Source organism: Xanthomonas vasicola (genome assembly GCF_000772705.2).
In the GTDB taxonomy this organism is placed as follows: domain Bacteria; phylum Pseudomonadota; class Gammaproteobacteria; order Xanthomonadales; family Xanthomonadaceae; genus Xanthomonas; species Xanthomonas vasicola.
This window is the reverse complement of record NZ_JSBW02000048.1, coordinates 32437-49678: the sequence shown is the minus strand read 5'-3', so window position 1 is coordinate 49678 and position 17242 is coordinate 32437. Positions and strand designations below refer to the sequence as shown.

The 17242-nt window shown below is 63.8% G+C and carries 12 protein-coding genes and 1 pseudogene; 9 read left to right on the top strand and 4 right to left on the bottom strand.

The annotated features are described in order from the left end of the window. The first annotated feature begins 1 nt into the window (after position 1). The 4 genes from NX05_RS13290 to lpxC all read left to right on the top strand — a co-directional run bounded on the left by NX05_RS13290 (position 2) and on the right by lpxC (position 4808). On the top strand, positions 2-868 hold the full coding sequence (locus NX05_RS13290) for a cell division protein FtsQ/DivIB (RefSeq protein ID WP_039436674.1): 867 nt from the start codon (positions 2-4) through the stop codon (positions 866-868). After that, entirely contained in the window at positions 865-2100 is a 1236-nt protein-coding gene (ftsA, locus tag NX05_RS13285; protein ID WP_003485272.1) for a cell division protein FtsA, read from the top strand. Before NX05_RS13290 ends, ftsA begins: the two co-directional genes overlap by 4 nt. Before the next feature lie 315 nt (positions 2101-2415). Next, positions 2416-3660, top strand: coding sequence for a cell division protein FtsZ (gene ftsZ, locus NX05_RS13280; RefSeq protein WP_010367620.1), 1245 nt, complete (start codon positions 2416-2418; stop codon positions 3658-3660). Between the two features lie 236 nt (positions 3661-3896). Continuing rightward, the gene (gene lpxC / locus NX05_RS13275; protein ID WP_039436675.1) at positions 3897-4808 is read left to right on the top strand and encodes a UDP-3-O-acyl-N-acetylglucosamine deacetylase; all 912 of its coding nucleotides are present in this window, start codon (positions 3897-3899) and stop codon (positions 4806-4808) included. Positions 4809-4994: 186 nt separating this feature from the next. On the opposite strand, the gene NX05_RS13270 is transcribed toward lpxC, so the two are convergent. Beyond that, a complete protein-coding gene (locus NX05_RS13270; protein WP_026112341.1) occupies positions 4995-5441 on the bottom strand; it encodes a DciA family protein in 447 nt (148 codons plus the stop codon). Here NX05_RS13270 and NX05_RS13265 point away from each other — a divergent pair, their 5' ends adjacent. From NX05_RS13265 to NX05_RS13255, 3 genes are all read left to right on the top strand, one after another. Further along, positions 5442-6383, top strand: coding sequence for a M23 family metallopeptidase (locus NX05_RS13265; protein ID WP_026112340.1), 942 nt, complete (start codon positions 5442-5444; stop codon positions 6381-6383). It begins immediately after the preceding gene. Between the two features lie 156 nt (positions 6384-6539). Further along, positions 6540-9278, top strand: a complete 2739-nt coding sequence (gene secA, locus NX05_RS13260) for a preprotein translocase subunit SecA (RefSeq protein WP_039436676.1) — start codon at positions 6540-6542, stop codon at positions 9276-9278. Between the two features lie 340 nt (positions 9279-9618). Beyond that, positions 9619-10566: a Nudix family hydrolase gene (locus NX05_RS13255; protein ID WP_010381749.1), complete on the top strand. Its 948-nt coding sequence runs from the start codon at positions 9619-9621 to the stop codon at positions 10564-10566. A 70-nt stretch (positions 10567-10636) separates the two neighbouring features. Here NX05_RS13255 and NX05_RS13250 read toward each other — a convergent pair whose 3' ends face one another. The 3 genes from NX05_RS13250 to NX05_RS13240 form a co-directional block, all read right to left on the bottom strand. Further along, the gene (locus NX05_RS13250) at positions 10637-11308 is read right to left on the bottom strand and encodes a hypothetical protein (protein WP_052239577.1); all 672 of its coding nucleotides are present in this window, start codon (positions 11306-11308) and stop codon (positions 10637-10639) included. A gap of 139 nt (positions 11309-11447) precedes the next feature. Next, on the bottom strand, positions 11448-12275 hold the full coding sequence (metF, locus tag NX05_RS13245) for a methylenetetrahydrofolate reductase [NAD(P)H] (RefSeq protein ID WP_039436935.1): 828 nt from the start codon (positions 12273-12275) through the stop codon (positions 11448-11450). Between the two features lie 39 nt (positions 12276-12314). Continuing rightward, complete coding sequence (locus NX05_RS13240; protein WP_039436679.1) at positions 12315-13697, bottom strand: glycoside hydrolase family 2 TIM barrel-domain containing protein; 1383 nt, start codon at positions 13695-13697, stop codon at positions 12315-12317. 540 nt (positions 13698-14237) lie between these two features. Here NX05_RS13240 and NX05_RS13235 point away from each other — a divergent pair. Beyond that, positions 14238-15215, top strand: a complete 978-nt coding sequence (locus NX05_RS13235; protein WP_039436681.1) for an NAD(P)H-quinone oxidoreductase — start codon at positions 14238-14240, stop codon at positions 15213-15215. A gap of 235 nt (positions 15216-15450) precedes the next feature. Further along, positions 15451-17207, top strand: a pseudogene (locus tag NX05_RS13230) (S8 family serine peptidase). The last annotated feature ends 35 nt before the right edge of the window (positions 17208-17242 follow it).

Genomic DNA, 17242 nt, shown 5'->3' with positions numbered 1-17242 from the left:
CATGAACGCCACCCTGCGCATTCTGGCCTGGTTTCTCGCGCTGGCATTGGTCGCGCTGCCGGTGGTGGCTGTGCTCAATGGCTGGGTCGGTGCCGAGCGTTGGCCGCTGGCGAAGTTGCGTGTGTCCGGCGACTTCAAGCGCGTGCCGGCCGAAGAATTGCGTGCGGTGGTGCTGCCGTATGCGCGCGCAGGCTTTTTCGCAGTGAAGTTGCAGCAGGCGCAGGACGCCATCGCGCGTTTGCCGTGGGTGGAAAGTGCGCAGGTGCGTAAGCGCTGGCCGGATGTGCTGGAAGTGCACGTCACCGAGCACAAGCCGTTTGCGCGCTGGGGCACCGACCGCATGCTGTCCGAGCAGGGCCGGCTGTTTCGTACCCCGCCGCTATTGAAAGATTTCAAGTTGCCGCAGCTGGATGGGCCGGACAGCAAGACCCAGGATGTGGTGGCGCTGTACAACGAATCGCGCGCCTTGTTCGCACCGACCGGGCTGGATGTGGAGCGTCTTGAAATGGACGCCCGCGGTAGCTGGTCGTTGGGTCTGAGCAATGGCGTGCAGATTGTGGTCGGCCGCGACGATGCCCGCGCGCGCCTGCAGCGTTTCGCCCGCATATTGCCGCAGCTGGCCGATCCGCAGCGCCCGATCGCCCGCGCCGACCTGCGCTACACCAACGGCTTTACCGTCGAGCGCGCTCCTGGTGAGACGCCGCACGACAGCAAGAAGCCCAAGGGCGCCACGCCGGTCACGCCTGCCGCGCCTGCCGCGCCGCCTGCGGAAGTGCATCCCGTCGCCACCCGTGTTCCGCAACGCCTGATCGATCGTCTGGCCTACGCGTTTCCGTCATTCACTCTTCAACGCAGTCTGCATACATGAATCGCAAAGGCGACAAATCCCTCATCGTTGGACTGGACATCGGCACCTCCAAGGTCGTTGCGCTGGTCGGCGAATACTCGCCCGGCAATCCGATCGAAGTGATCGGTATCGGTTCGCATGAATCGCGCGGTCTCAAGCGTGGCGTGGTGGTGGACATCGAATCCACCGTGCAGTCGATCCAGCGTGCGGTGGAAGAAGCCGAGCTGATGGCCGGTTGCGAAATCCGCTCGGTGTATGCATCGATTTCCGGCAATCACGTGCAGTGCAAGAACTCGCCGGGCATCGTGCCGATCCGCGATGGCGAAGTGACCTGGAGCGATCTGGAGCGTGTGCTCGATGCCGCCAAGGCGGTGGCCATTCCCGCCGACCAGCGCATCCTGCATGCGATTCCGCGCGAGTACGTGCTGGACGATTCGCAGGAGGGCATCCGTAACCCGGTTGGCATGACCGGCGTGCGCCTGGAAGTGCATGCGCATTTGGTGGTGTGCGCGCAGTCCGCGGCCGCCAATATCACCAAGTGCGTGCAGAAGTGCGGCCTGCAGGTCGACGATCTGGTGTTGTCGTCGCTGGCATCGTCGGTCGCAGTGCTGACCGCCGACGAACGCGAGCTCGGCGTGGTGCTGGTGGACATCGGCGCCGGCACCACCGATCTGGCGGTGTACGTGCAAGGTGCGATCTGCCACACCGCTTCCTTGCCGATCGCCGGCGACCACGTCACCAACGACATCGCGCACATGCTGCGCACGCCCACGCCGGAAGCCGAGCAGATCAAGGTGCGTTACGCCTGCGCGCTTGCGCAGTTGGCCACCGCGGAAGAAAGCATCCAGGTGCCATCGGTGGGCGATCGCCCGCCGCGCCGCATGCCGCGTCATGCACTCGCGCAGGCAGTGCAGGGCCGTTACGAGGAAATCTTCGAGATGGTGCAGGCCGAACTACGCCGGTCTGGCTTCGAAGAAATGGTGCGCGCCGGCATGGTGCTCACCGGTGGCGCCTCGAAGATGGAAGGCGTGGTGGAACTGGCCGAAGAAATGCTGCAGATGCCGGTGCGCGTGGGCATTCCGCAGCACGTCACTGGACTGGGTGAAGTCGTCGGCAACCCGGTGCACGCCTCCGGCGTCGGCCTGTTGCTGATGGGCAGCCAGATCGAACATCCGCGTCGCCCGTCGATCCCGACCGGGCGTGCGGGCAGCTTGTTCAAGAAATTGAAAAATTGGTATCGCGGCGAATTTTGACGGGCCGGGATTCGGGAGTTGGGATTCAAGATTGGCAAGAGCAAGAGCAAGAGCAAGAGCAAAAAGCAAAGCGTCAACGGTTGCTAAAATTACAGTAGAGAGCGGCGAGCAGGTAGGCAGTAAAATTTTTTTGCAGGCATTTGCGTCGAGGAGCAGGTGTGGTGAGTCGTAGAGCGCAACAGCGCATCAATGGCCACGCAACCCAGACCCGACTTTCAAACAACAACACTCGCCGGACGGAGAGATGGGGCGGATAACGGAGTCCTTCCGAATCCCCAATCCCACCTCACCAATCCGGCTCAAGAGGACACTGACATGGCACATTTCGAACTGATTGAAAAAATGGCTCCCAACGCAGTCATCAAGGTTGTGGGCGTGGGCGGTGGCGGTGGCAATGCCGTCGCACACATGGTCAACACCAACGTCGATGGCGTGGAATTCATCACCGCCAACACCGACTCGCAAGCGATCAAGAACTGCGGCGCCAAGTTGCAGCTGCAGCTCGGCACCAATGTCACCAAGGGCCTGGGCGCAGGCGCGAATCCGGAAGTCGGCCGTCAGGCGGCGCTGGAAGATCGCGAGCGCATCATGGACGCGCTGCAAGGTGCGGACATGGTCTTCATCACCGCTGGCATGGGTGGCGGTACCGGTACCGGCGCCGCACCGGTGGTGGCGCAGCTGGCCAAGGAGATGGGCATCCTGACCGTTGCCGTGGTCACCAAGCCGTTCCCGTTCGAAGGCCGTCGCCGCATGCAGGTGGCGCTGAAGGGCATCGAAGAGTTGAGCCAGCATTGCGACTCGCTGATCACCATCCCCAATGAAAAGCTGATCACCGTGCTGGGCCGCAACGCCACCATGATCCAGGCGTTCCGCGCTGCCAACGACGTGCTGCAGGGCGCCGTGCAGGGCATCGCCGATCTGATCGTGCGCCCGGGTCTGATCAACGTCGACTTCGCCGACGTGCGCACCGTGATGTCGGAGATGGGTCTGGCCATGATGGGCACCGGTTCGGCACGCGGCGACGATCGCGCGCAGGCCGCTGCAGAAGCCGCCATCCAGAACCCGCTACTGGACGATGTGAACCTGGCCGGTGCCAACGGCATCCTGGTCAACATCACTGCCGGCCCGGACTTCACCATGTCCGAGTTCGACGAAATCGGTCGTACCATCGAAGCGTTCGCGTCCGAAGATGCCACCGTGGTCGTCGGCACCGTGCTCGACCCGGACATGCAGGACGAAGTGCGCGTGACCGTGGTGGCCACCGGCCTGAACCGTGCGGTTGCGCGTCAGACCCAGCGTCCGGATCAACGTGCGCCGATCAAGTTGGTCCGCAACGCCACCACCGGCCAGCCGGAGTTCGGCGACTTCGACACCACCAGTGGCGACGCGGTGTCCAAGGCGGTCGGCGGCAGCATGGGCCTGGGCCTGCGTCGTCCGAGCAGCGACTCAGTCGGCAGCGGCAGCAGCAACCACACCGGCGGCGGCTCCTCGGCGCCGGCGGCTGACCTGCCCAACGATTACCTGGATATCCCGGCGTTCCTGCGCCGCCAGGCCGACTAAGGAGCGTCGGCTGCGTCGCTACGGTGACGCAGCCCATCCCGCCCCGGAGTCCGCTTCGGGGTGCACTGCCATGTCATGTCATTTCTGCCGGATCGGTGCCGATCCGGCAGCTTTTGTAATGCCGTGACCGCGCGATGACAGTTTCCGTCACGCACGACTTGTTAAAATTCGGATAATCTCAGCGGATTAGACAGTCGGTTCAGCGTCTGTCTGCTTTGTTCAGCCAGACTTCGCATATGACCCAGCAACGCACTCTCAAAAACACCATTCGCGCCACCGGCGTCGGCCTGCACAGCGGCGACAAGGTGTATATGACGCTACGACCGGCTCCGGTCGATCACGGCGTGGTGTTCCGACGTGTGGACCTGGAACCGATCGTCGAAGTCCCCGCCGATGCCGAGCTGGTCACCGAGACCACGCTGTGCACCGGCCTGACCTGCAACGGTGCCAAGATCCAGACCGTCGAACATCTGATGTCCGCATTGGCGGGCTTGGGCGTCGACAATGTCATCGTCGAACTGTCCTCGGCCGAGTTGCCGATCATGGATGGCTCGTCAGGCCCGTTCGTGTTCCTGCTGCAGTCGGCAGGTATCGTCGAACAGAGCAAACCCAAGCGCTTCATCCGGATCAAGCAGGCGGTGGAAGTGCGCGAGGGCGACAAGGTGGCCCGCTTTGAGCCGTACGAAGGCTACAAGCTCGGCTTCACCATTGAATTCAATCACCCGATGATCCCGGCCAAGCAATCGCGCCAAGAAATCGAGTTCTCCACCTCGGCGTACGTCAAGGAAATCTCGCGCGCGCGCACGTTCGGTTTCATGCGCGACCTTGAGTACATGCGCGAGCGCAATCTGGGCCTGGGCGGGTCGATGGACAATGCCATCGTGTTGGACGAGTTCCGCGTCCTCAACGAAGACGGCCTGCGCTACACCAACGAATTCGTGCGGCATAAGATTCTGGATGCCATCGGCGACCTGTATCTGGCCGGCGGCGCCATCCTGGGTGCCTACGAAGGTTTCAAATCCGGCCACGCCCTCAACAACAAACTGGTGCGTGCGCTGTTGGCCGACCAGGCCGCCTGGGAATGGGTCAGCTTTCCGGAAGGCACCGAGCAACCGCCGGTCACCTACGCCAGCCCTGTCTACGCGTAGTGTCAGGGAATGGCCAAGTTGGCACTCAAAGTGTGAACCCTGTTGCATTTCGGGTCTGTTTTTAACATTTATTTAAGACTTCCCTAACTCCCGGGGGCCACATGCCCGCTAGGATGCGTCGGGTCGTGTGCGGTCCTCGCAACTCTTTCACGCACTGGCGGCCGCTCTGGATAGGCGGTGAGGACCTTACCGCTTGGTCGGTAGGACGTCCTGCAAGGAAGCCAATGCGTCGCGCAAACCTTTGTGCGTCGCCTCGGACACGGGTTTGGGACGGTCGCGGTTCTGCTGCGTTGGGGAATGCAGCGGCACGGTTGCGGTCTTGATGGTCACTGCGGTGGCCTTTAGTCCGATGGATCGGGCTGCATCCAGGATTTGGGTTTCGGCAAGCCGCACCTTGGCATGCCAGACCGGCGAATCCACCAGAAAAACGAGTTGTTCGCCTCGGACATTGGCTAACCGGCAACGGGTGGCCAGATGAGGTGGTAACAGGGGGCGCAACTGCCGGTCCAGCGCATCGAGCCACAAGGCTCGGCGCAAGGGGTCGCCAGCCTTTTCCCCCAACGCGGCCTCGATGGCCGGTTGTGGAGCGGAAGGGTTGCGTGCGTTGGACTTGGGCTTGGACATGACACTCATATGGCGTTGAATAAAGTAGTAATCAAATCTCGACAGACCCGGGCGCAGCGTGTGGCCCGACAGTTACAGGGCTTTGCAGCAGATCGGCCGATGGTGGTGCTTGGTGCGGTACTGGGCCTGGGCATGCTGGTTGGCGTCGGTGCAAGCACCGCTACCGGCATGGTGACCAATTCCGCGCTGCAGGCCAAGGTTGCGCAGCAGCAGGCTGAGCTGGCCCAGGCGCAGCGCGCCTCGCAGGCGCAGGTCAATGCACTGGCTGCCCGTCTGGGCGAGCTGCAGGCGCAGGCCACCCGGCTTAATGCCTTGGGCGAGCGCCTGACCGAAATGGGCAGGTTGAAGGACGGCGAGTTCGACTTCGACGAGCCGGTCGGCGTCGGTGGCGGCGACGAGCCGGTCAGCGACATGCCGGTGAAAGAGCTCAAAGAGACGCTAGGGCAAGTGGAACAGCAGTTCTCCGCCTCCGGCCAGCAATTGAACGTCTTGGCCTCGCTGATGTTTGATCATCAGCTCGAGCAGAATTCGGTGCCGTCGCGGATGCCGATTCGCAATACCTACATCACTTCGGGCTTCGGCGGTCGCGCCGATCCGTTCGACGGTGGTTCGGCCTTCCACAAGGGTGTGGACTTCCACGCCAACGTGGGCGACCCGGTGATGGCGGTTGCCGATGGCGTGGTCAGCTACGCCGGTGTGCGCGGCGGTTACGGCAATGTGGTCGAAGTGGATCACGGCAACGGCTATGTGACCCGCTACGCGCACAACTCGCGCCTGGTGGTGAAGGTGGGCGATCTGGTGCGCGCCGGCCAGCAGGTGGCGCGTGCCGGCTCCAGCGGTCGGTCCACTGGCGCACACGTGCATTTCGAGGTGTGGGCGGACGGGCGCGTGGTTAATCCGCGCAAATTCCTGGGCGAAACCACGCCGGTGGGACGTCAAGGGCGCGGTTGAAGAAGGCGCGGGCCGCGCTTGATTCGTGAAGGCCCGCCCCAAGCTACAATAGGGTGTTGCCATCGACAGGGCGCAGTGCGCCCTGTTTCGTTTACGGCGGTCGGGTCTGTGGGGACCGGCGTCGGTCAAACCGTTCCTTTTCAACCGGTTTCTTCAATGATCAACAGTCTGCTTACCCGTGTCTTTGGCAGTCGTAACGAACGCCAGCTGCGCCAGCTCAACCGCCTCGTCGCCCAGATCAATGCGCTGGAGCCGACGATCGAGAAGCTCTCCGACGCCGAGCTGCAAGCCAAGACCCCGGAGTTCAAGCAGCGGCTTGCCGCCGGCGAGTCCCTGGACAAGATTCTTCCCGAAGCCTTTGCGGTGTGCCGCGAGGCCAGCCGCCGCGTGCTCGGCATGCGCCATTACGATGTACAGCTGATCGGCGGCATGGTGTTGCACCTGGGCAAGATCGCCGAGATGCGCACCGGCGAAGGCAAGACCCTGGTGGCCACGCTGCCGGTCTACCTCAACGCGCTGCAGGGCGAGGGCGTGCACGTGGTCACGGTCAACGACTACCTGGCGCGCCGCGATGCCGCGCAGATGGGCAAGTTGTACAACTGGCTGGGACTGAGCGTGGGCGTGGTGTATCCGGGCATGCCGCACAGCGACAAGCGCGAGGCCTATGGCAGCGACATCACCTACGGCACCAATAACGAATTCGGCTTCGACTACCTGCGCGACAATATGGCGCTGTCGCGCGCCGACCGTTACCAGCGCAATCTGCATTACGCGATCGTCGACGAAGTCGACTCGATTCTGATCGACGAAGCGCGCACGCCGCTGATCATTTCCGGCCCGGCCGACGAATCGCCGGAGCTGTACATCCGCGTCAACCGCATCGTGCCGCAGCTGACCAAGCAGGAAAGCGAAGAGAGCGAAGGCGATTACTGGATCGACGAAAAGGGCAAGCAGGTGCATCTGTCCGAAGCGGGCATGGGCCACGCCGAAGAACTGCTGCTGCAGGCCGGCATCCTGGAAAACGCCGAAGACGGGCTCTACGCCGCGCAGAACCTCAGCGTGGTGCATCACCTCAACGCGGCGCTGCGTGCGCATGCGATCTATCAGCGCGATGTGGATTACATCGTGCGCGATGGCGAAGTGGTGATCGTGGACGAATTCACTGGTCGTACGCTGTCCGGGCGTCGCTGGTCCGACGGCCTGCATCAGGCGGTCGAAGCGAAGGAAGGCGTGCCGGTACAGCGCGAGAATCAGACGCTGGCCAGCATCACCTTCCAGAACCTGTTCCGCATGTACAAGAAGCTGTCCGGCATGACCGGTACGGCCGACACCGAAGCCTACGAATTCCAGAGCATCTACGGCCTGGAGGTGGTTGTGATTCCGACCAACCGCCCGACCGTGCGCAAGGACCATCCCGACCAGGTGTTCCTCAACCGCAAGGGCAAGTTCAATGCGGTGCTGGCCGACATCGAAGACTGCGCCAAGCGCGGTCAGCCGGTGCTGGTGGGTACGACCTCGATCGAGACCTCGGAGATGCTGTCCGAGCATCTGCGCAAGGCCGGCGTGAAGCATGAAGTGCTCAACGCCAAGCAGCATGAGCGCGAGGCCACCATCGTGGCCAACGCCGGTCAGCCGGGCGCGGTGACCATCGCCACCAACATGGCCGGTCGCGGTACCGACATCGTGCTGGGCGGTTCGCTGGAAACCGAACTGCATGGCATGGGCGAAGACATCAGCGACGAGCAGCGCTTCGCTGCCAAGACCGAATGGCAGCGCCGTCATGATGCGGTCAAGGCCGCTGGCGGCCTGCACATCATCGGTACCGAACGCCACGAATCGCGCCGTATCGACAACCAGTTGCGTGGCCGTGCCGGTCGTCAGGGCGACCCGGGTTCGTCGCGTTTCTATCTATCGCTGGAAGACAATCTGATGCGCATCTTCGCTTCGGACTGGGTCCAGAAGGCGATGCGCATGATGGGCATGAAGGAAGACGACGTCATCGAAGATCGCCTGGTCAGCCGGCAGATCGAAAAGGCGCAGCGCAAGGTGGAAGCGCACAACTTCGACATCCGCAAGAACTTGCTGGATTTCGACGACGTCAACAACGACCAGCGCAAGGTGATCTACGCGCAGCGCGACGAATTGCTGGACGCCGAGTCGGTCAAGGACAATGTCGACGGCATTCGCGGCGATGTGATCTACGACCTGGTCGCACGCTTCGTGCCGCCCAATTCGGTCGACGAACAGTGGGACCTGAAGGGCCTGGAAGCCACGCTGGAGTCGGAGCTGGGCGTGACCTTGTCGCTTACAGACATGGTGCGCGCGCAGGAAGAAATCGATGCCGAGCAGATTGCCGCCAAGGTGCAGACAGCGGTGGATGCGCACTTTGCCGAGAAGGAAGCGGCCGTAGGCAACGACACCATGCGCGCGCTGGAAAAGCACGTGATGCTGACCGTGCTGGACCAGGGCTGGAAGGAGCATCTTGCCAAGATGGATTACCTGCGCCAGGGCATCTATCTGCGCGGTTATGCGCAGAAGCAGCCCAAGCAGGAATACAAGAAGGAAGCCTTCGAGCTGTTCTCCGATATGCTGGAGAACGTCAAGCGCGAAGTGATCAACCTGCTCGCGCGTGTGCGCATTCGCAGCGAAGAAGAAGTGGCCGAACTGGAAGAGCAGGAACGGCTGCAGGCGCAGGCGCGCTTGATGGCCTCGCAATTCCAGCACCAAGAGGCGGGCGGCTACGGTGCCGACGAGGAAGTGGAGCAGATGCAGGGCGGCAACGCGCCGGTCCCGGTCTCGCAGGTCACTCGCGACGAACCCAAGGTGGGCCGCAACGACCCATGCCCCTGCGGCAGCGGCAAGAAGTACAAGCACTGCCACGGTCAACTCAGCTGATGCTGAGTTGACCGTGGAGCAGCCCGCTTTGCGGGCTGCTCACCCGCTATCCGCGTTGCGGATAGCGGGCTCACGGTGCTGCTTCCGATTCCCTGCGCCTTCGGCGCGCCCCCCTTATCACTTACCAACGGGGCTTTTCTTTCGGAAGTACTGCGATAGCCTTTTGAAGGACGCGCAGTTAGGCGGGCGAGTGCGGCTTTGGTCTGCTGCGCTGAGGCGCAGATTGGGAGTGCGTGATCGGCAATTGGTAACGCTGGTGCAACGCCTGCGTTAGCGAATCCCAAATCCGCAATCCCGGCTGCATTGCACTGCACCGCTCACTCGCGGCACTCTTGTCGCCATGCCTGATTCTCTTCGATCCATTCACGTCGTTGCCGGCGTGATCACCGACCCCCGCGGGCGCATCCTGCTGACCCGCCGTACCGAAACCCGTGACATGCCTGGCCTGTGGGAATTCCCGGGCGGCAAGCGCGAGCCTGGCGAGACCTCCGAACAAGCGCTGGTGCGCGAGCTCAACGAAGAGCTCGGCATCGAGGCACAGGTCGGCGATTGGCTCATGGATGTGCCGCAGCTCTATCCGGACAAGCGGCTGCGTCTGGAAGTGCGGCATATCACCGCCTGGAAAGGCAGCCCACGCGGCCGCGAAGGCCAGGCCATGACCTGGGTGGCGGCAGACAAGCTGGCCCGCTATTCGATGCCGCCCGCCGACGTGCCCGTGGTGGGGGTGCTGCGTCAGCCCGACCGTTACCTGATCACGCCCGAGCCGGAGGACGACGCGCGCTGGCTGGAGGGCCTGGAGCTCGCGTTGCACAACGGCATTACGCGGATCCAGCTACGCGCGCGGCAGCTTGCGCCTGCGCGTTGGCAAGCACTGTTGCAGCAGGTCATGCGCTTGCGTGGCCGCGCGCGCGCGCAGCTGCTGCTCAATCGCGATATCGCGCTGGCTGCGGAACTTGGTATCGGCGTGCATCTGGGATCGGAACAGTTGGCTGGTTTGCAGGAACGCCCGCTGCCCGCAGAACACCTCGTGGCTGCGTCGTGCCATGGCTTGGACGACTTGCGCCACGCACAACGGATCGGCTGCGACTTCGCGGTGTTGGGGCCTGTGCAGGCCACCGCATCGCACCCGGGCGCCACCCCGATCGGATGGGATGGTTTTGAAGCCTTGCGCGAACAGGTCTCGCTGCCGATCTACGCGCTTGGCGGCATGCAGATCGAGGATGTGCGAGAGGCGCGGTCGCATGGCGCGCAGGGCATCGCGGCGATCCGCTCGCTGTGGCCGCAGTGACTGCACCGACGCAGTCGGTGTTCGGCGATCCTTCTGCGATCCCACACAGCACGGCGACACGCAGACACCGCTAGAACGTCACCCAGAAGCAGTTGTATTGCCTGCGCAGCCTCAGCACGCTGCGCGCAGGCGTGCCGCTGGCGAGGTTCTGTTCCAGCCGCAGGCCCCAGGGGTGCGGGCGGCTAGGTGGGGCGGCAAGTGGCGCGTCGATGGTGCTGCCATCCAGCGATGGGGTGGGCGCGGTGGTCTCGGCGTCCCAGGTTGGGGTGTCGTCGCTTTGCGGATACATCGGCACGATATCCAGCAACGGACGCTGCACGATCGCTTCCAGGCGGCTCAGCACCTGATTGGCGGCGGCATCGGATTGCCCGCTCCACAGGTATAGGCTGGACAGACGATTGACGTCGCGGCTGTCCACTGCCGATTGCAGCAGCGACACCAGTTCGCTCAGCCGCCTTGGGCAGCCATAGCGATACAGACTGGTATTACCTTGCGGGCGGATGTCGGATGGCGCGCGGCTTGCCGCGGCAACGTCTTCGCAGCGCCGGTCGGTGAACATGGTCTGCCCGTCCGGCGAGACGCAGCGATGGATCTCCTGCGCCTGCACACGTGCGGCGGGACAGGCGCAGAGCAGTAACAGCAGGGGCAGAAGGCGAGGCATCAGCACAGCGTAGCCGGGCGCGTGTGAGTTGGCGATGCATGTGCGCGCTGGGGCGGGTGCGATGGCTGTCTGTCGTTCCATCAACGTCGTCAGCCCGCGTGCGCATCGTGACTTACGCCGTGGCGCGTGACGTCCTGTGCTGTGAGGAAGGGACAGCGAACGACGTGCCCGATACGTGCTTCCAAGCGCACCTTGAAACACGTGAAAATGCGAAGGGCACTTAGCGTCCAAGCAGCTGCAACACCTGCGTGGTCGGTTTGGCCAGATTGAGCGTGTAGAAGTGCAGTGCCGGCGCGCCACCTGCAATCAGGCGCTCGCACAAGGCCGAGACGACTTCTGCGCCGAACGCGCGTACCGCATCGGCGTCGTCGCCGTAGGACTGCATCTTCTTGCCGATCCAGCGCGGAATCTCCGCACCGCACTGCTCGGAAAACCGCCGCAGTTGCGAGAAGTTGGAGATCGGCATGATGCCCGGAATGATCGGCACCTCCACACCCATGCGCTGCACCGCGTCGCGGAAATGGAAGTAGGCATCGGCGTTGTAGAAATACTGGGTGATCGCCGCATCGGCGCCGGCATCGACCTTGGCCTTGAAATAGCGCAGGTCGCTAAGCGCATCTGTCGCTTGCGGATGGGTCTCGGGATAGGCGCCGACCTCGATCCGGAACGCATCGCCGTGCTCGGCGCGGATGAAGGCGATCAGGTCCGAGGCGTAACGCAGGTCGCCCGGATGACCCATGCCCGAAGGCAGGTCGCCACGCAATGCAACGATGCGGGTGCAGCCGATCGCCCGATACAGCTTGAGCAGTTCGCGGATTTCCTGCCGGCTGCCGCCGACGCAGGACAGATGCGGCGCCGCTTCGAAGCCGTGCTTCTGCTTGAGGTGGCGCACCGTTTCGGAGGCGTAGCTCAGCGTGGAGCCGCCGGCGCCGAAGGTGCACGACACATACTCCGGCGCGTAGCCCTTCAACCTGGCTGCGGTGCGGTCCAGTTGCGCGCGCTGGTCATCGGTCTTGGGCGGATAGAACTCGAAACTGAGATGCGTCATCGCGGCGGGTTCGGCAAAGCGTGTGGGCATAATATCGCTTCATCGCGATGAATGCATATTTGGTTGCGGCAGTTCCGATTCGCGCGGCGCTGATGCGGGATGCGGCGGCAGAACGCGGAACGGCAGGTTGGCGTAACCGGCGCGGCCCGCGTTGTCGTGTACTTCAACGAACAAACGATAGTTGCCGGGCGGTGGTGCGATCAGGCGGACCGTGTCGCCCGAATCACGTGCGCCAGCGCGATCACCGGCGGCGAGGGTCGGCTCAAACCCGACATCGACCAACGGTGGCAACGTCTCCGGGTCGCCGCCGATGCTGCGGGCAGTACTTTCGCTGCGAATCTGCCAGGTGTAGCGCAATAGGGATGCGCCACTGGCGTGAATGCTTGCGGTAACGGCTTGGCCCGGGCGCAGACTCACGCTGTCGGTCGCGCGCTGGCCATGCAGAGTGAGTGCCGACACGGCGGGCGCATGCGTGGCCGGCCACTGCCCGGTCCACAGCAGTTGCAACGTGTCCACGCTGGGCGTGGCTTCGCCCGAGGGCAGGAACAGGCCATACCAGGTGGGCGTGCGCTCCTGCTTGTCGCCCCACAGGAACACGAACGATCCAAGCCCTTGGCGGGTGTCGCTGGCGATGTAGCTGCGGTAGCGCTGTTCCAGCAATACCGCCTTGCGCGTGCTGTCGTCTTCGATCGGTGCGCCCCAGCCTGTGGTTGGCGATTCCCAATGCCCGGTGGGGCCCCACTCGGTGACCACGTAGGGGCCACGCCACTCGCTATCGCGCAGTTTCTGCGGCAGCGCCGCAATATCGCCATAAAGCTGCACGGCAATCAGGTCCAGTGCCGGTGCGCGTGTCTTGAGCTGGTCGATCAGCTGCTTGTCGAAGCAGGCCAGCGTGGTGGTGACCGGGTGGTCCGGATCGATGCTGTGGATGGCCTCGGCGATCTCGCCGACCGCATTCCACACCTTGGGATTGCTGTAATCCAGATTGAGCTCGTTGCCGACCACCCACATCAATACCGCCGGATGCGCTGCCGATCGCCGTACCTGCGCAAGGATGCGCTGCAGTTGCTGCTGCACCGCGGCAGCATCGTTGTAATCGAAGCCATGCCGCTGGTTGCCGACCTCGATGCCGACCGCCACTTTCAAACCGTTACGCTGCGCACGATCGAGCAAGGCGCGCTGGCGTTGCGGGTCAGCATCAACGCGCCAGGTGCGCAGCGCATTGCCGCCGCGTGCGGCCAGCGTTTCCATGCTGCCATTGCCCAGGCCAGCGCCCTTGATCACGAACGGGGCGCCATCCACCAACAGGCGATAGCCATCTGCTTGCTGGGCAATGCGCACCTGCGCTGCACGTGTGGGCGTGCTTGCGCACAATGCGAGCACGCAGATGACGGTGATGCGCACATTCCACGGCATCGGCATGGCAGCTCCTGGTGGCTAGCAAGACGCCAGCATAGGCCGGGACACCGTGCTGCGGGCCGACGCGTAGCGTCTGCCTGGTTGGGGCTGCTTGCGGGTCATCGCATCTTGTTCGGGGGCGATTGCTGCACCGGCGGGTCGCTTAGATGCGCGAGCCTGCGCCGCGCTCGGTGAGCTTCAGGCATTCCAAACCAGTTAGTCGGAGTGCGACATGTCGGAAAGGGCGATGGCTGTATCGCCGAATCCTTGGGGCGCATCTGAGTCGTGCCGGCGCGCAGCCTCGACGAGCTTGCGGGTGCGCTTGCGCCGGCGAGCAATCCGATACTTGCCTGAACTTTTTCGAGATGCTGTCGATGATAACCGCTCGTCCATTTGCGCAATACCTCGTTCGCACACGCAGCAGCATTGCAGCGCAGTTCTACGCAACCGCATCACCTGTCTGCAGCTGCTGCGGCACCACTTGCAGGTAAACGTGCGATGCCTCTGCGCCAAGCGTTGACGTCTGCGCGCCTACACTTGGCGCAACTTCTACGGAGCGCCTTTATGAGCGATACCACGATGACCGCCATCGCCATCCGCGATGGCAAGGGCGACGCCGACGCGCTGTACGCCATCGAGCAACCGCGCCCGCGTCCTGCACCGGGCCAGGTGCTGATCCGCGTGCACGCCGCCGGCATCAATCGACCCGATCTGCTGCAACGCGCCGGGCACTATCCGCCGCCGCCTGGCGCACCGGAAACGCTGGGGCTGGAGATCGCCGGCGAGATCGTGGAGCCGGCTGGTCGCTGGAAAGTGGGCGACCGCGTCTGCGCACTGCTGGGCGGCGGCGGTTATGCGCAATACGCTGCCGTCGATGCGCGTCACGTGCTGCCGATTCCTGCGGGCATGGATCTGGTGCACGCCGCCGCGCTGCCGGAAACCATCTTCACCGCCTACGCCAACCTGTTCGAACACGGCCGGCTCGCGGCGGGCGAATGGCTGTTGTTGCACGGTGCAACCTCGGGCATCGGCGTCACCGCGATCCAGATGGCCAAGGCGGCAGGCGCGCACGTGCTGGCGACCGCACGCTCGGCCAGCAAGGCCGCACAGGCGCGCGAATTGGGTGCCGATGTGGCGGTCGATTCCACCGGCGAATCGTTTGTCGAGGTGGCCAAGGGGCACGGCGGTGTGGACGTCGCGCTCGACATGGTGGGCGCTACAGTATTCGCCGACACGCTGGAAGCGCTCAATCCACGCGGACGCATCGTCTATATCGCCTCACAGGCCGGCGCCACCATCGAGGTGCCGATTCCGGTGCTGATGCGCAAGCAGGCGGTGATCACCGACTCGACGCTGCGCCCACGTAATGCCGATGAAAAAGCCCGGCTGGCCGCAGAAGTGGAACGCGTGGTGTGGCCGTGGATCGAACAGGGCAAGCTGCGTGTGCTGCTCGACAAGCGCTTCCCGCTAAGCGAAGCGGCCGCGGCACATCGCTATCTGGAACAGGGCAGCCACCTGGGCAAGGTGGTGTTGGAAATGTAGGACGCAGGCATGCGAATAACCGACCGGCGCCGGCGGCTGTCGTCGCCGTGCGTTGCGATTGGCCAGCGTCGGCAGGGCCACCGCGTGCAGTGGGCAGGCACCTCGGCGCAGGGCTTGAGCGTCAGTTGGCATTCGCATCGCTTTACGCACAGAGACTTCGCGCTGCTGCGTCTGCAATTGATGCTGCCTCATGAGAATCCGCAGCCTGTTACTCACGATCAATGGCGGTAAACGCATGGTGACGCGCTCTTTCTGCCGGGTCGTATTGGCCTGCGCCATCGCGTTGGGCCTGACCGGCACCGCGCACGCGGCCGAGCCGACACCTTCGCAAGTGGCTACCGGTGTTGCCCTCGCACCGGAGCGCATCCTGCAGGTGGATTTCGTGCTCAAGCCGCAGGTGAGCATGGCCCAGCAGCATGCGGCGGTGGAGCAGTGGTTGACCCGTGATGGCGGCGATCCGCTGTTGCGCGGTCCACTGGCCCGGGCGTCGGCTGCTTCCGCCAGCGATATCGCACAGGTCAAGGCATATCTGAGCCGGTATGGCATCACCGATGTGCGCCCGGCCACCGATGGCCGCTTGCTGCAAGTCCGTGCAACAGTGGCGGCGTTGCAGGCCGCCCTTGGTACCCAGCTGCGTGCGGTGACTGCCGATGGCCGCGTCGGCGTTGCCGCAGCGCAGGGCGCGGTCGCAGTACCGGCTGGCTTGCAGACGGTGGTGCAAGGTGTGGTCGGCCTGGACGGCACTGCTGGTGCCAAGGTCACACCGCACGGCGCGCCGCTGAGCGCCGCGCGCACATCTCTGTGGAATAGCAGAGCCGTGATGGCCTCCAACAGCGGCGGCGCAGAAGTCGTACGCCACAGCATCGAGGAGCTCAATAGCGCCTATGGCGCCGATACCCTGGCACCGGCCAGCGATATCGTCGGTGCGGTCATCGCCGCCGGCAATCTGGAAAATACCCTCGCGCGGCTGCAGAGCTTCCAGACGCTGCATGGCCTCAGCACTCTGGTCACGGTGGTGACGGTGGGCGACCCCAGTGCACCGGGTTACCAGTCCAGCGCCGCCAGCAAAGATTCCGAAGTCGAGTGGGACATGGATACCCAACTGCTGGTGGGTAGCGCCGGCGGATTGAAGCAGCTGATCATCTACAACATCCCGGATTTTTCCTGGAAGAGCATGATCGATGGCATGGCCCGGGCTGCTGACGACAATCTGGCCCGCGTGGTGAGCATGTCGATCTATGCGCAGGAGACCCAGGTGAACGACGCCATCTTCCAGGCCATGGATGCCAGCCTCAGCAAGGCGGTACGTCAGGGGCAGAACTTCGTGATCTGCAGCGGCGACGACGGCGTCTATCTGCCGCTGAGTGCGCGCGCCAACGCGCCTTATTACGACACGCTGGTGGGCCGCCCGGATCTGCGCCAGGTCGGTTGGCCGGCGTCGCACCGCTACGCGATTGCTGTCGGCGCCACTGAATTGCAGACCCAGGCTGGCAACCCCGGCAGCTACTCCTCCGAGCGCGTCTGGAACGCCGGTGTCGGCCGTCAGCTCAGCCAGGGGGAATTAGCAAGATCGCTTACGCGCCACAGTGGCAACGCACTCTCCTGCCTGGGCAGACGGCGTCTGGATACCGCGCCGTGCCCGACGTCAGCTTCAATGGCTCGTTCTACAGCAGCGCACAGATTCGCGGCACCAACGCCCAGGGCAATGAGGCTGCCTGGTATGTGTGGGGCACCAGTGCGGCTGCTCCGACCTTCGCCGGCTATATCGCCCGGCTATTGCACTCTCACCCCAGGCTGGGCTTCGTCGCGCCGCAGATCTATCAGTACGCCAGCCAGCATAATGATGCGCAGCGTGCCCATGACGTCGTGGTCGGTAGCAACGGCCTCTATCACGATGGATATAATGCCAGCTCTGGATGGGACTTCGCGTCGGGCTGGGGCAGCATGAACATCGGCGACTTCGACCGTTTCCTGACGCAGGCATTGCCATGACGTTCAATGCGTGCGGTGAGCTTGCCGTTGCTGCG